The sequence below is a fragment of the uncultured Bacteroides sp. genome, assembly GCF_947632445.1.
GTDB lineage: Bacteria > Bacteroidota > Bacteroidia > Bacteroidales > Bacteroidaceae > Bacteroides.
In genome coordinates this window covers 59,758-74,382 of sequence record NZ_CANRPM010000002.1, presented here as the reverse complement: position 1 = coordinate 74,382, position 14,625 = coordinate 59,758, and the positions used below count along the sequence as shown (strand labels likewise).

Below are 14,625 nucleotides of genomic sequence, written 5' to 3'. Positions count from 1 at the left end.
AGTGAAAACTAACGATATGAACGTTTTAGAACTAAGTGAACAGGAAATCATTCGCCGCAACAGCATGAATGAACTCCGCACGATGGGTATCGACCCCTATCCAGCAGCAGAGTATGCAACCAACGTTTTCTCTACAGACATAAAAGCTGAATTCAAAGACGAAGACGAGCCGCGCCAAGTATCCATCGCCGGACGTATGATGAGCCGCCGCGTCATGGGAAAAGCTTCCTTCATCGAACTTCAGGACTCTAAAGGACGTATTCAAGTGTACATCACCCGCGACGATATCTGTCCTGACGAGAACAAAGACATGTACAACACCGTATTCAAACGTTTGCTCGACCTGGGCGACTTCATCGGCATCGAAGGCTTTGTTTTCCGTACCCAGACGGGCGAAATCAGCGTACATGCCAAAAAGCTGACCGTACTCGCCAAAAGCCTCAAACCGCTCCCCATCGTAAAATATAAAGACGGCGTGGCATACGACTCTTTCGAAGATCCAGAACTGCGCTATCGTCAACGATATATCGACCTCATCGTGAACGATGGTGTGAAAGAAACCTTTCTGAAGCGATCCAAAGTGATTTCGACCATGCGTGCCGTACTGGACGAAGCCGGCTATACAGAAGTGGAGACTCCTATCCTTCAGTCCATCCCCGGCGGTGCAAGCGCCCGTCCGTTCATCACCCATCACAACTCGCTGGACATCAACCTCTATCTGCGTATCGCTACGGAGCTTTACCTGAAAAGACTTATCGTAGGTGGATTTGAAGGCGTTTACGAAATCGGCAAGAATTTCCGCAACGAAGGTATGGACAAGAACCATAACCCCGAATTCACCTGCATGGAGCTCTATGTACAGTACAAAGATTACAACTGGATGATGAGTTTCACTGAAAAGTTGCTCGAACGCATCTGTATCGCCGTAAATGGCTGTACAGAAACCGAAATAGACGGCAAGACCATCAGTTTTAAAGCGCCTTACCGCCGCCTGCCGATCCTCGATGCCATCAAGGAAAAGACGGGCTATGACCTCAACGGCAAGAGCGAAGACGAAATCCGCCAGATCTGCAAAGAGCTGAAAATGGATATTGACGATACCATGGGTAAAGGTAAGCTGATTGACGAAATCTTCGGAGAATTCTGTGAAGGGACTTTCGTCCAGCCGACTTTCATCATTGACTATCCCGTAGAAATGAGTCCGCTGACTAAGATGCACCGTAGCAAACCGGGGCTTACCGAACGCTTCGAACTGATGGTAAACGGCAAGGAACTGGCCAATGCCTATAGCGAGCTGAACGACCCCATCGACCAGGAAGAACGCTTCAAAGAACAGTTGCGCCTGAGCGAGAAGGGGGATGATGAAGCCATGTTCATTGACCAGGACTTCCTGAAAGCCCTGCAATATGGTATGCCTCCCACATCGGGTATCGGCATCGGCATTGACCGTCTGACTATGCTGATGACAGGCAAGGCTTTCATCCAGGAAGTATTGTTCTTCCCGCAGATGCGTCCCGAAAAGGTAACACCGAAAGACGCACCAGCCAAGTTCATGGAGCTGGGCATTCCTGAAGAATGGGTACCCGTTATTCAAAAAGCCGGATACAATCAAGTTGCCGACATGGCAGAAGTCAACCCTCAAAAACTACACATGGACATTTGCGGCATCAACAAGAAATACAAGTTGGATTTGACTAATCCGAGTGTAAACGACGTGACCGGTTGGATAGAAAGATTGAAGAACTAACAAAATAGAGATGAAAGTTCCTGGAAAGATAGCCATCATGGGCGGAGGAAGTTGGGCAACAGCCATTGCTAAAATGGTGCTCAATCAGGCAGAGTCGATTAATTGGTACATGCGGCGCGACGACCGCATTGCCGACTTCAAACGATTAGGCCATAACCCCGCCTATCTGACGGGCGTCAAATTCGACACCAAGCGGATCAATTTCAGTTCGAACATCAACGATGTGGTAAAGATATCCGATACATTGATATTTGTTACGCCTTCGCCTTACCTCAAATCTCATTTAAAGAAACTGAAAACGAAGATCAAAGACAAATTTATCATTACAGCCATCAAGGGTATCGTCCCCGATGACAACATGATTGTATCCGAATATTTCACAAAAGAATATGGTGTACCGGCTGAAAACATAGCTGTAGTAGCAGGTCCCTGTCATGCCGAAGAAGTGGCATTGGAGCGTCTTTCCTATCTCACCATTGCTTGTCCCGACATTGAAAAAGCTTCTATTTTTGCCCGCCACCTCAGCAGTTCCTATATTAAAACCTCAGTCAGTAATGACGTGGCAGGCATCGAATACGGTTCAGTACTGAAAAACGTTTACGCCATCGCTGCCGGCATTTGCAATGGTTTGAAATATGGCGACAATTTTCAGGCCGTACTTATATCCAATGCCATACAGGAGATAAATCGTTTCTTACAAACAGTCCATCCACTTGATCGTAACGTCAATGATTCGGCCTATTTAGGAGATCTGCTCGTAACATGCTACTCCAACTTCAGCCGTAACCGCACGTTTGGCACCATGATAGGAAAAGGATATTCTGTAAAAAGTGCTCAGATAGAAATGGAAATGATTGCTGAAGGCTATTACGGAACAAAATGTATCAAAGAGATCAACAAACACTATCATGTGAATATGCCTATAGCGGATGCTGTTTATAATATACTATATGAACGAATATCCCCTATGATTGAAATCAAACTACTGACTGATTCTTTCAGATAAACTTTTTAAATTAAGATAATATGATTAGTTTAAACATTGAAAAGACATTTGGATTTATCTCCAAAGAAAATGTTGCCGCTTATGAAGCAAAAGTAAAAGAAGCACAAGATGCTTTAGAAAACGGTACCTGCAAAGGTAACGACTTCTTGGGTTGGCTGCACCTGCCGTCATCCATCACAAAAGAACACTTGGAAGACCTAAAAGCTACAGCCCAGATATTACGTGAGAATTGTGAAATTGTAATTGTAGCAGGTATTGGCGGAAGCTACTTAGGTGCACGTGCGGTCATCGAAACACTTTCAAATAGCTTTGCTTGGTTGCAGGAAAAAAAGAAGAATGCACCAACTATCCTTTTTGCCGGTCACAATATTGGTGAAGACTATTTATACGAACTCACTGAATATCTGAAAGACAAGAAATTCGGTGTTATCAATATCTCCAAGTCAGGTACAACCACTGAAACAGCCCTTGCTTTCCGTCTGCTGAAAAAGCAATGTGAAGACCAACGCGGTAAAGAAATGGCCCAAAAAGTCATTGTAGCTGTTACAGATGCCAAGAAGGGTGCCGCGCGCATTACAGCCGATAAGGAAGATTACAAGTCGTTCATCATCCCCGACAACGTGGGTGGTCGTTTCTCCGTACTGACTCCAGTAGGTTTGCTTCCTATCGCCGTAGCCGGCTTCGACATCGACAAACTGGTAGCCGGTGCCGTTGAAATGGAGAAAGCCTGCGGTGTAGACGTTCCTTTTGAACAAAATCCCGCCGCACTGTATGCCGCAACCCGCAACGAATTGTATAAGAACGGCAAGAAGATTGAAATCCTTGTCAACTTCAATCCGAAACTTCACTACGTCAACGAATGGTGGAAACAATTGTACGGTGAATCCGAAGGCAAGGAAGGCAAGGGTATTTTCCCTGCTGCCGTAGACTTCTCAACCGATCTTCATTCCATGGGTCAATGGATTCAAGAAGGTGAACGTACCATCTACGAAACCGTAATATCGGTTGAACAACCGACCCATAAACTGGAAGTACCCAATGACGCAGAAAACCTAGACGGCCTGAATTTTCTGGTAGGCAAGCGCGTAGACGAAGTCAACAAAATGGCCGAATTGGGCACACAACTGGCTCACGTAGATGGCGGTGTACCCAACATGCGTATCTCTGTACCGACCTTGAACGAAGAATGCATCGGCGGCTTGCTCTACTTCTTCGAAAAGGCTTGCGGTATCAGCGGCTATCTGCTGGGAGTCAATGCTTTCAACCAACCGGGTGTAGAAGCCTACAAAAAGAACATGTTTGCCCTGCTCAACAAGCCGGGCTATGAAGAAGAATCCAAGGCTATCCGCGCAAGACTGTAAGCTATATGAATTCCATTCAACAATCCATAGCCCGCTATCTTCAAGATAGCGGGCATTCTTGTATCCATCTTAAAGCTGTACTGTTCGATATGGACGGAGTGTTGTTCGATTCCATGCCCTATCATGCCGATGCCTGGCATACAGTGATGGAACGTCGCGGCCTCCATTTAAGCCGCGAAGAAGCATTCTTACATGAAGGGCGTACAGGAGCATCGACAATCAACATCGTATATCAAAGGCAGTTCGGTAAAGATGCCACCCCCGAAATGATTGAAGAAATCTATGCAGAGAAGAGCCGCGAGTTCAACAAGCATCCAGAACCTGAACGCATGAAAGGAGCTTGGGAACTGATGCAAAAAGTGAAAGCCAACAACCTTATCCCTGTATTGGTCACTGGATCGGGACAGACATCTCTACTCGACAAACTGAATCATAACTATCCCGACACGTTCGATCGGAATCACATGGTTACAGCCTTCGATGTCAAATACGGCAAGCCTCATCCAGAACCCTACCTGATGGGATTGGAAAAAGCACACGCAGCCCCCAATGAAGCAATCGTCGTCGAGAATGCCCCCATTGGAGTACAAGCAGGCATTGCAGCAGGCATCTTCACCATAGCCGTCAATACTGGGCCATTAGACGAACAGGTTCTACGTAACGCGGGGGCCAATTTACTATTTCCTTCCATGCAGGCTTTCAATGATTCATGGGAAAAAGTACACCAAGCCATGCAAGAAACATCTATATAAAACGAAAGGGTGCACCCATAGATACACCCTTTCATTTTTTTAACTATGCAATGCTTATCTGGCAGCGTCCAAAGATGCTTTGCGGAAAGCTTTCATAGCTTTCTCGATTTCCAATGAAACTTTACGTGCACGAGTACCGGCAGCTTTGTTTCCATTCTCTACCTGTGCCTTTGCATCTTTTTCAAATGCTGCATATAATTCAGCAATCTTTCCTACTAATTCTTTCATAATCCCTTTAAATATTTACTTGTTAATAATGTACGGCAAAGATACACCCTTTTGCGAAATAAACACATAAAAAGAATATTTTTTTTTACCGCAGCAGCATTTTTAGGCTAAAAAAGAATAATCGGCGTTTTTTCCCTACTTTTGCAACCATGAAACGTCTTACAGATATCGACTATATATACGCCCTGATTGCCGAAAGCGAGCATCAGAAACAAGACTTTAAGTTTGAAATATCTGATGCGTGTAAAATTGCTAAGACTCTTTCCGCCTTTGCAAATACAGAAGGGGGACGCCTGCTGATTGGTGTAAAAGATAATGGCCGAATTGCAGGAATACGTTCAGAAGAGGAGAAATACATGATTGATGCGGCAGCTGAACTTTATTGTAGCCCAACAATCAACTATAGCATGCAACCTTATCAGATTGAAGGACGTACCATCCTGATTGTACAAATTGAAGAAAGTAAGCAAAAGCCAATCTATGCAAAAGATGAATCGGGTAAATATTTAGCCTATTTGCGCATCAAGGATGAAAACATTTTGGCAACGCCCATCCATTTACATGTGTGGAAACAGAGCGGAAGTCCGCTTGGCGAATTGATAGAATATACTGAACGTGAACGTTTATTACTGGCTCTGCTCAAACAGAACGGCCGATTATCCTTAAACCGATATTGCCGCTTAGCACATATTCCACGCCGGGCAGCAGAACATTTATTGGCCAAGTTTATCCGCTATGATATTGTAGAGACAGTATTTGAAGACCATAAATTTCATTTCCGCCTGAAAGAATAAAAGTACCCTACCCCACAACCATACAATACATAGGAATAACCAATTTCATCAATGACATACTTCGGACATAACTCACCCGACATGCAGATGATTTAGATTGCCTGCAAAAAGAAAGTGAAGAAATAAGCTCCAAACAATATTGGTGTAAATCAACTTATTTCGTAATTTTGCACCACAACTAAAAAATCATTCATAAAAACATGGGAATATTTGCCAACCTATTTAAAAAGCATACAGAAAAAGTCCCTTCAAAGAACGTAGAAGACTTTGTTTTGCTGACACGTGTTTATTTCCAGTCAGTCATAGCTGCTAACCTGGGTATCACCAACATCCGTTTTGTGCCCGATGTAGCTACCTTCAAACGGCTGTTCAAGATACCCACACAAGGCGGAAGGCTGGGACAAGCAGAAAAAACAGCCTCCAAGAAAATGTTGATGCAAGACTATGCTTTAAGTGAGAACTTTTTTAAAGAAATTGATGCTTCCATCAAAAAACATTGCCGTACTCCCAATGATGTACAAGCCTACCTTTTCATGTATCAAGGTTTCACTAACGACTTGATGATGTTGATGGGTAACTTAATGCAATGGAAATTCCGCATGCCATCAATCTTTAAAGGAGCCCTTAGAGCGATGACAGAAAAAACGGTTCATGAAGTCTGCACCAAAATCGTATGGAAAAAAGACGATGTACACAAGACGGCTGCCGCTGTACGCCAATACAAAGAACGTCTGGGCTACTCTGAACAATGGATGACAGAATATGTCTACAACGTAGTGGTATTAGCAAAGAAAGAAGCCAAGCATAAAAAGAGCAAAGACAAGCAACAATAGGCTCAACCCATCCTATGGAAATAGAACGGCATCCACTGGATCCTTTCCTGCCGGCTAACGCCAAACTGCTGATGTTGGGCAGCTTTCCTCCGCAACGAAAGCGGTGGAGTATGGAGTTCTATTACCCTAACTGGAACAACGATATGTGGCGCATTGTGGGCCTCATCTTCTTCGATGACAAAGAACACTTTGTTGTCAAAGGGAAAAGGGCCTTTTCCAAAGAAGAACTCATTGCTTTCTTGCAGGAAAAAGGCATCGCCCTCTACGACACGGCTACGGCCATCCGACGCCTGCAGGACAATGCGTCCGACAAGTATCTGGAAGTAGTGCACCCTACTGATGTCTGCGGCCTACTCGAAAGGCTTCCCCAATGCCGCGCCATCGTTACCACCGGCGAAAAGGCTACGGATACATTGTGCCACACGTTCTCCCTTACAGCTCCCAAAGTAGGCAACTTTACCGAATTTCTTTTCAAAGGACGTCCCCTGCGCCTCTATCGTATGCCCTCTTCCTCGCGGGCCTATCCGCTGGCTATAGACCGGAAAGCGGCCGCCTATCGGGTCATGTATCAGGATTTGCAAATGTTATAAAAGGCTGCATAACCGGTTCAACAAGAAAAATAAAGCGGCAGAAGTCTTGCAAAATCAAAACTTTCCACTACCTTCGTAACTGCATACACGGGAATAGCTCAGTTGGTAGAGCATCGGTCTCCAAAACCGAGTGTCGGGAGTTCGAGCCTCTCTTCCCGTGCGATAAAAAATCTCCGTAATTTTGATCTTGATGATTTTATCCTGAATACACGTAAAAAACAATGAACATTGACAAAATTCTTAAAGTTTTGTTCCTGCTGGCTTTACCGCTGACAGGAGTTAAAAGCCAGTCGTTAGAAGAAGCTTTCAGACTTCCATCTGATGAAGCCAAGCCCTTGATGATATGGCAATGGATGGACGGTCTGGTAACAGAAAACGGCATTACGGCTGATTTGGAGGCTTATAAAGAGGCCGGTATTGGTGGAGTACAGCAATTTTTAGTGGGCGGACCCCGCCAAACATTGGTGAGCGATTCGACGAATGCCATTGGTACCGCTTCTTGGGAACGATTGATGCAACATGCTATCAGTGAGTGCGAAAGGCTTGGATTGTCGTTTGGTACGCATAATTGTCCCGGATGGTCATCGAGTGCATTTCCTGCTGTACTTCCCGAATACTCTATGCAGAAGCTGGTATGGAGTATGACTGCGATTGATAGCAAGACAAAACGTGGCAGAAAAATTGTGCTTGAACGGCCGAAGATAAACAGACAGTATGATTATTATAGGGACATAGCCGTGGTGGCTATGCCTGATGCAGATAGTGTAGACATAGAATCAATATTCGTCATATCAGATAAAATGGGGAATGACGGTGTGCTCAACTGGCGGGTCCCCAAAGGGGAATGGAGGATTTATCGTTTCGGACATACTGCGAATGGCAAAACAAATGAAAGTACAGCCCCGACCGGCGGAGTAGGATTGGAATGCGATAAAATGAGTCGGGAGGCCGTTGAGCGTTATTGGTCAAGCTATCCTTCCATGTTATTGAAATTAGCTGCCGGAAATGTTGGAAAAACATTCCAACGGATAGAGATAGACAGTTATGAGGCAGGCGGGCAGGAATGGACAATATTGATGCCCGAAGAATTTAAGAAAAGACGTGGGTATGATATATTGCCGTGGTTGCCAGCCATAGCCGGAGTAACTATACAAAACCGTGAAGCCACCCAACGTTTTAAGAATGACTGGCAAGCAATGGTAACTGATCTTTTTGCCGAGAACTATTACGGATATATGAGTCAGTTGGTACATCGGCATCAAGGACTTCGATTACTTGTGCAACCGTATGGTACAGGGGCTTCAAAACCTTTCAATCCGATTCATACGGGAAAAGTAGTGAGTCAGCTGGCTATTGATGATCCTATATGTGCCGAGTTTTGGACGAAACCAGAAACATGGGGTTGGCCGGATGTTCCGAGGGTGGTATCGGCTGCTCGTAAAGCTGGACATGAGATAGTTTATGCCGAAGGCTTTACTTGCTGGCCTTTACATGCCTGGAAAGACGCCCCGAATGATTTGAAAGCGGTGGCCGACCGAGCCTTCTGCTTAGGAATCAATGCCCTGATGTTACATGCCGGAGCACAGAACCCGTGGCCGGACGTAAAACCGGGCATGACTTTCGGTATTTGGGGAACACAGTGGACATCTGGGCAGACATGGTGGCAAAGTGGCGGGGCGAAAGAGCTCTTCTCTTACTTTACACATTGTCAAGCCTTATTACAGCGAGGGAAGTATGTAGATGATTATCGAAGTGAACAACAATCGTTGCAGGTCGATTCCGAATGCATACAATGGATTCACAGACAAGAAGAAGATACGGATATCTTTTTTATTGCCAATTCGGCCGATTCGGCTGTTATGGCGACCATTACGATTGATTTGAGTGGAAAAGTGCCAGAAATATGGAATCCTGAAAAGGTCAGTATAAAAGACGCAAAAGCCTGGAAATCTGATGGGACGAAAACTCGGATTGCATTGAATCTTACCGAAAGGGAGGCTTTGTTTGTCGTGTTCAGACGGGCTTCTGATACAATGGAACCGGGATTGATGATGTTGCACGAGCCTGAAGTTATGGAAACTACCCGTGTTATGAGTTCCTGGGCGGTCTGCTTCCCCGAAGGTTGGGGCGCTCTTTCACAGACAAACTTCGATGAACTTATACCATGGAATGAATCGAAATGCAAAGGTATTAAGTATTTTTCAGGAACGGCTCGCTATTCCAACAAGGTCTATTTGGAGAGAATAGACACGGCAAGCAGGTATATTTTGGATTTGGGAGAAGTGAAAAACTTAGCAGTAGTGCGGGTGAATGGACAGTTGTGCGGCCATTTATGGCGACCGCCGTTCAGAGTTGATATAACCGCCGCATTATGTAAAGGAGACAATCTGTTGGAAATTGATGTAACAAACCTTTGGGTGAATCGTTTTATCGGAGATGAACAAGAAGATGATGATATAGAATGGTCTGAACCTTTCAGATACGGATATGCACCTGATACTCCTGCGGTTGGTCGATATATGAAGAGAGTTCCCAAGTGGCTCAGCAAAGGTTTGCCCCGTCCGTCAAAAGGACGTAAAGCTGTGGGGTCATTTAAGTTTTTTGAGAAAGATGACGAACTATTGCCATCGGGATTGTTGGGACCTGTTCTTATAGAACGTCAGTCTGTACATGTTCAGTCAAAATAGATGTAAAACAAAAGAAGAAGAAAATATCCGTCCAAACATGAAACAAACCTACGTTCATGAGTTCATCAAATTGATTGAATAATATGGTTAGTTTTCTTATTGTATGTCTATCAACTTATGGGTCTGCAAGCTAAGCCGCCAGCGCGGATGTGCCAGCACGCAAGCCACTGTTTCGACTATATTCTGGCACGAACAGGGCTGCAAGAAAAAGTGCATAGCAGGCAACAGCTCGTAAGGTGTCAGATCTTGCCCTTCATACACCACCTTCACTTCGTCCATGTGAGCCAACTTCAACGCGCCTCCCTGCTTGGGCGAGCAGGTCACCCAATCAATGTTTTCCGGTAGGAGACGGGTTCCATTCGTTTCAATACAGACATACTTCCCAGCCCGATGCAGCAGTTCCACAAACGCTCCGTCAATCCAAAGCGAAGGCTCGCCACCGGTTAGAATCACCATACGGGCCGGATATTTCTGCACTTCTGTCAGGATGGCCTCGTCGGTCATTCGTGTGCCTTCCTCGTGATGCGTGTCACAAAAGGGACATTTCAGGTTACACCCCGAGAAACGCACGAAAACGGCGGGAGTGCCTGTATGGTATCCTTCGCCCTGCAAGCTGTAGAATATTTCGTTAATCTTCCTCATAGACAGCCATATTCCCTTCGGACTCCTGCACCTCCACCTTGAAGCAGATGGGTATCTGATCGCATACCCAACGGGCTATGTTCTCGGCCGTAGGATTGCAGGGAATGACTTCATTCAGGTTCTTGTGATCGAGCCGGTCCATTATCATCTGCTTGATATGGGTAAAGTCTACAACCATGCCGTCCTCGTTCAATTCGCGCGAACGGCACCAAACGGTTATAATCCAGTTGTGACCATGCAGATTCTCACATTTGCTGGGATAAGAAAGGCGTAGGCTATGGGCAGCCGACACCTCCATACGCTTGACTACTGTGTACATAGGTTTAATAACGATTACTTATATAAATTCTGCATCTAATGTCACCTCAATGCAGTGGCAAAAATACGAATTTCTTCGTTATCCTTTCTACATTTTCGCCATGAAAGTAATCTGTATCATTTTAGGAAACTTGTGCCGAACCTGGACGTCGCAGGCATATTCTTTCATACAAGACTTTGAGATAGGTAAAATCTCCTACCCAACACGGCTGTTTGACAAGTCTGGAATATAGAGGTAACCATCTATCACTATGATGTCTGCCAGACCAACTAATGCTTGGAACAGATTTGGTATTCAGATGGATTTTATCATAGAATACGTGGAGTGCAGGATATACTATTACCTATACCGACAATCTGAATGGATTTATAAATTAAAAGAAATAGCTACAACCCATTCATAACCGAGGCTTGACTATGAACCAATATATGCTTATTTTTGAAAATAGAATCCAAATATAAGAAGAAACTTACAGCTAATTCCTGTTCCCATTTATACAAAATTTTGAACGGTGTCTATAGTCCGCACCTCAATATCGCAAGTTGTACCTTATCGCCAAATAAGAGATGTCGCAGATAAGAGATAAAAAACATATAAATATCAACCATGAACCTTATAAACACAAAAGCGTGCAGCCCAATGAGCTGCACGCTTTTGCCTATTTATTCTATTCTTTATCGGAATCATTTGACTTCCTTAAAACCTACAACGTGTGATTTTCACAAGTGATTAGAAATTATAACCGACATTGATAGACAGACATTTGTTCTTTAGTGTCCCCTCGCTATCTTTTAATATATTTGTTAATCCCAAATCATAATTTATGCCAACAAAGATGTGACCAAAAATCATACCGGCCCCGATTGCAAGCCCTGCATCAAATTTTTTTATATCATCGTTAAAATAATCTTCATCATCGTCTCCATCGTCCCATTTATATTTTCCGGCAATTCCATAAGCCAAATATGGACCAAAGTTTACCTGCAATTGTGTATACTCACTAAAATTGTAACGGTAAGAAGCTAAAATAGGTAATTCAAGATAAGAAGGAGTTGCTTTCTCTGTATATCCATCTTCTTCCAACTTATACCCCTTTACGGTATAGTATAAACCTGATTGAAGATATAAGCTTTCCATCATCGGTATGTCCACGCTGACACCGAAATTAAATCCAACGTTATTCTTTGGAGAAAAACTATATCCGTCAGAAGACGCTGTTTGTTTTGCAAAATTAACACCACCACGAATACCAAAAGTTACAGGCTCATCTGACCTCTGAACAGAAAAAAAAGAACTCGATGCATCCGATGCATATTGCGCTGATGCAATTGATGTGCATACAATAGCACAAACTAAAACTAATAAAAATTTCTTCATGATCTTTAATTAAATATTGTATTACAAATTAAAATCCATACGCCATACATTATAATTACCTTCTTTTGTTCCACGTTGAGAAAGGAAATAAATACTTTTACTATCTGGAGCCCATATAGCCGATAAGTCATTTCCCGGATGATAGGTTAATTGGGTAAATCCCGTTCCGTCCGTGCGTATCACAAATATATCAGTATTCATTGTTTTATCCTTTTCTGAAACACTGCTACCTGTGCACAATATCCAACGTCCGTCAGGTGATAAACGGGGAGTCGTAAAACTTCTACCAGGTTGTGTTAAAATCACCTCTTCTACTCCAGTCTTGAAGTTAATCCTCCAAATTTCAGCTTCATGTTTGTCTGTAAAACGACAACAGTACACTGTATTAGGATCTCCAGGAATCAGACAAGGGGTCATTCCACGCGAATAGTTAGAAAACAAATTAGTCTTACGATTAAAGCTCCACAAACTAAAAGCCCCAAAACCTTCTCCACGATGAAAATATATATCATCTCCTGAAGATGACAATACTCCACCATAATCATTTTCTGTTCCTGTGGAAATTTGTTGAACAACAGAGCCTTGGTCTGCATTCACTAAATAAATTCCAGAATGCCCACCCCTCATTTCCGTAAAACAAAGTGTTTTACCATCACTACTCCACGTAAAGTCCATTACTGCTGTTCTAAATGTACGCTGTACACTTGCTCCACCAGTGGAAGCACTTTTAATCATGATATTTTTTGTACTATTTTTATCATTTACATAACCAATCTTAGAACCGTCAGGCGATAAAGCTATCAAAGGGTTAACCCACCAAGTTACAGCAGATATATTTTGTTTTCCAAAACTGAAATTCAATATTGATTTAGAGTTCCCTGTAGCAAAAGGGATAGCAACTGCATCGGCATCATCTGTTATCTTCTCAAATTTAATGCCACCTTCTTCAGGAACAGCTATAATACCGTAATTTACACGCACTCTTTTTGCATTTACATTTAAGGTCAATGCTAAAAGAACTAAAAATATAAAATATTTATTCATCTTAAATTGCAATATGATATTAGGTTATTCAAAAATTTTGAGATATTCAGTAAACTCTTAATCTTCATAGGACGTTCTATCATCCGTGTACTTATCAATAATTTGGGAGACTTGTCAATTCTTTTACAATGACTGTTTCAGAATAACTTTCACCTTAATGTATATTTCTAATCATTATTTTTCCATTTTAACTCCATATACCAGTGTCATCCCTATTTCATTTGCGTAAAAAATATCTTTCACATACTGACTAAATCGGATGCAGAGCCAATCTCTCGTTATCATCATAACAAGATGTAAAACTAATCGGCATAAGCATTAAAATGCCCATTAGCCACAAAAAATTAATTTTCTTCATAATTATTTCTTTTTATAGTTTTTAGTACGATCGCTACTCCCCTTATTAGAAGTATGGACGGTGCAAATTTACAAATAATATTAATAAAAACAAAAGCAAGCAAAAAAATAATGATAATGCTAAAAATATAGCACTTGATTGTTAATTAAGGCACTAAGCAGTGCCCTAAGCCAAGTTATATTAACGTGAGTTCGAAATAAAATCAAAGCCATGTAGGCTGCCCGTCATTGATAAACTTCACATCAATGGCGAGTCCCTTTTCAAAGCAACGACAGGCTGCGATAACTGACAATGAATTGGCAATGAAATGTCTATTCCCTTCCGCTGCCACGCAGCACTTCCTGAAGTCCCGACGCAGTGCTTCGTGAGGGTGTCACGCAGTGCTTTATGAGGAGGGGAGGAAGCACTTCGTCAGAGGGTCAGTAAGCATGGCGTCAGGCCGTAAGGACTTGCCCGTGAAGAAAAAAGGAAGAAACACGGTGCTTTGGCACGAGTAAAATAGTCCTGTCACACCAATTTATTGATATACAGTCAGTTGATGCGATACGTAACAAGGCTGCGCAAACTCTCTATATGATTAAAATTTGCCAAGTTCACGTTATATTATAATCAGCTTTGAATTTAACATTAACTTGTAGCCAAAGTGATTTTACCGGGCACCATATCACAGTCCCATCATCCGTTAAAGATCTTTTTGAAAAATGTTTCCTTATGGTCGCACTTGAGTACAAGAACCCACTCATCCAGATATTTCTTTCCCTTCTTCAACCGATTATGCAGTGTATTAGCGGATATAGCCATCTCCATATTCGTAAGCCACTGGTACTGAAGAGCTAAAGAGACGTTCTTTACATAAATCCCATAGGTCAAGACCTGAAGAATGCATC

The 14,625-nt window shown here is 43.0% G+C and carries 13 protein-coding genes, 1 tRNA gene and 2 pseudogenes; 9 read left to right on the top strand and 7 right to left on the bottom strand.

Going from position 1 to position 14,625, the window contains the following annotated elements:
• Positions 1–16 precede the first annotated feature (16 nt).
• Genes lysS through Q0Z70_RS00950 form a run of 4 tightly spaced genes read left to right on the top strand, consistent with a single transcriptional unit; the run spans position 17 to position 4,866 of the window.
• Entirely contained in the window at positions 17–1,747 is a 1,731-nt protein-coding gene (lysS, locus tag Q0Z70_RS00965) for a lysine--tRNA ligase (RefSeq protein ID WP_298071768.1), read from the top strand.
• Between the two features lie 10 nt (positions 1,748–1,757).
• Complete coding sequence (locus Q0Z70_RS00960; RefSeq protein WP_298071766.1) at positions 1,758–2,753, top strand: NAD(P)H-dependent glycerol-3-phosphate dehydrogenase; 996 nt, start codon at positions 1,758–1,760, stop codon at positions 2,751–2,753.
• Positions 2,754–2,773: 20 nt separating this feature from the next.
• A complete protein-coding gene (locus Q0Z70_RS00955) occupies positions 2,774–4,114 on the top strand; it encodes a glucose-6-phosphate isomerase (protein WP_298071764.1) in 1,341 nt (446 codons plus the stop codon).
• A gap of 5 nt (positions 4,115–4,119) precedes the next feature.
• Positions 4,120–4,866, top strand: coding sequence for an HAD-IA family hydrolase (locus tag Q0Z70_RS00950; RefSeq protein WP_298071763.1), 747 nt, complete (start codon positions 4,120–4,122; stop codon positions 4,864–4,866).
• A 54-nt stretch (positions 4,867–4,920) separates the two neighbouring features.
• Here the strand turns inward: Q0Z70_RS00950 and Q0Z70_RS00945 are convergent, their stop codons facing one another.
• Positions 4,921–5,094, bottom strand: a complete 174-nt coding sequence (locus tag Q0Z70_RS00945; protein WP_298071760.1) for a histone H1 — start codon at positions 5,092–5,094, stop codon at positions 4,921–4,923.
• 149 nt (positions 5,095–5,243) lie between these two features.
• On the opposite strand from Q0Z70_RS00945, the gene Q0Z70_RS00940 reads away from it, so the two are divergent.
• The 5 genes from Q0Z70_RS00940 (at position 5,244) to Q0Z70_RS00920 (ending at position 9,998) form a co-directional block, all read left to right on the top strand.
• Complete coding sequence (locus Q0Z70_RS00940) at positions 5,244–5,888, top strand: ATP-binding protein (protein WP_298071758.1); 645 nt, start codon at positions 5,244–5,246, stop codon at positions 5,886–5,888.
• Positions 5,889–6,088: 200 nt separating this feature from the next.
• A complete protein-coding gene (locus Q0Z70_RS00935; RefSeq protein ID WP_298071757.1) occupies positions 6,089–6,721 on the top strand; it encodes a hypothetical protein in 633 nt (210 codons plus the stop codon).
• 14 nt (positions 6,722–6,735) lie between these two features.
• Positions 6,736–7,311: a uracil-DNA glycosylase family protein gene (locus Q0Z70_RS00930; RefSeq protein WP_298071755.1), complete on the top strand. Its 576-nt coding sequence runs from the start codon at positions 6,736–6,738 to the stop codon at positions 7,309–7,311.
• Positions 7,312–7,398: 87 nt separating this feature from the next.
• Positions 7,399–7,471 (top strand) — tRNA-Trp (locus Q0Z70_RS00925).
• A gap of 61 nt (positions 7,472–7,532) precedes the next feature.
• On the top strand, positions 7,533–9,998 hold the full coding sequence (locus tag Q0Z70_RS00920) for a glycosyl hydrolase (RefSeq protein ID WP_298071753.1): 2,466 nt from the start codon (positions 7,533–7,535) through the stop codon (positions 9,996–9,998).
• Positions 9,999–10,094: 96 nt separating this feature from the next.
• Here the strand turns inward: Q0Z70_RS00920 and Q0Z70_RS00915 are convergent, their stop codons facing one another.
• From Q0Z70_RS00915 to Q0Z70_RS00895, 6 genes and pseudogenes are all read right to left on the bottom strand, one after another.
• Complete coding sequence (locus tag Q0Z70_RS00915) at positions 10,095–10,640, bottom strand: radical SAM protein (protein WP_298071751.1); 546 nt, start codon at positions 10,638–10,640, stop codon at positions 10,095–10,097.
• A complete protein-coding gene (gene queD / locus Q0Z70_RS00910; protein ID WP_298071749.1) occupies positions 10,627–10,959 on the bottom strand; it encodes a 6-carboxytetrahydropterin synthase QueD in 333 nt (110 codons plus the stop codon). Before queD ends, Q0Z70_RS00915 begins: the two co-directional genes overlap by 14 nt.
• Before the next feature lie 729 nt (positions 10,960–11,688).
• On the bottom strand, positions 11,689–12,336 hold the full coding sequence (locus tag Q0Z70_RS00905) for a porin family protein (RefSeq protein WP_298071747.1): 648 nt from the start codon (positions 12,334–12,336) through the stop codon (positions 11,689–11,691).
• A 21-nt stretch (positions 12,337–12,357) separates the two neighbouring features.
• On the bottom strand, positions 12,358–13,380 hold the full coding sequence (locus Q0Z70_RS00900; RefSeq protein ID WP_298071746.1) for a hypothetical protein: 1,023 nt from the start codon (positions 13,378–13,380) through the stop codon (positions 12,358–12,360).
• 560 nt (positions 13,381–13,940) lie between these two features.
• Positions 13,941–14,045, bottom strand: a pseudogene (locus Q0Z70_RS13515) (IS982 family transposase); the annotation flags it as partial.
• 413 nt (positions 14,046–14,458) lie between these two features.
• A pseudogene (locus Q0Z70_RS00895) lies at positions 14,459–14,617 on the bottom strand (IS66 family transposase); the annotation flags it as partial.
• Positions 14,618–14,625 lie beyond the last annotated feature (8 nt).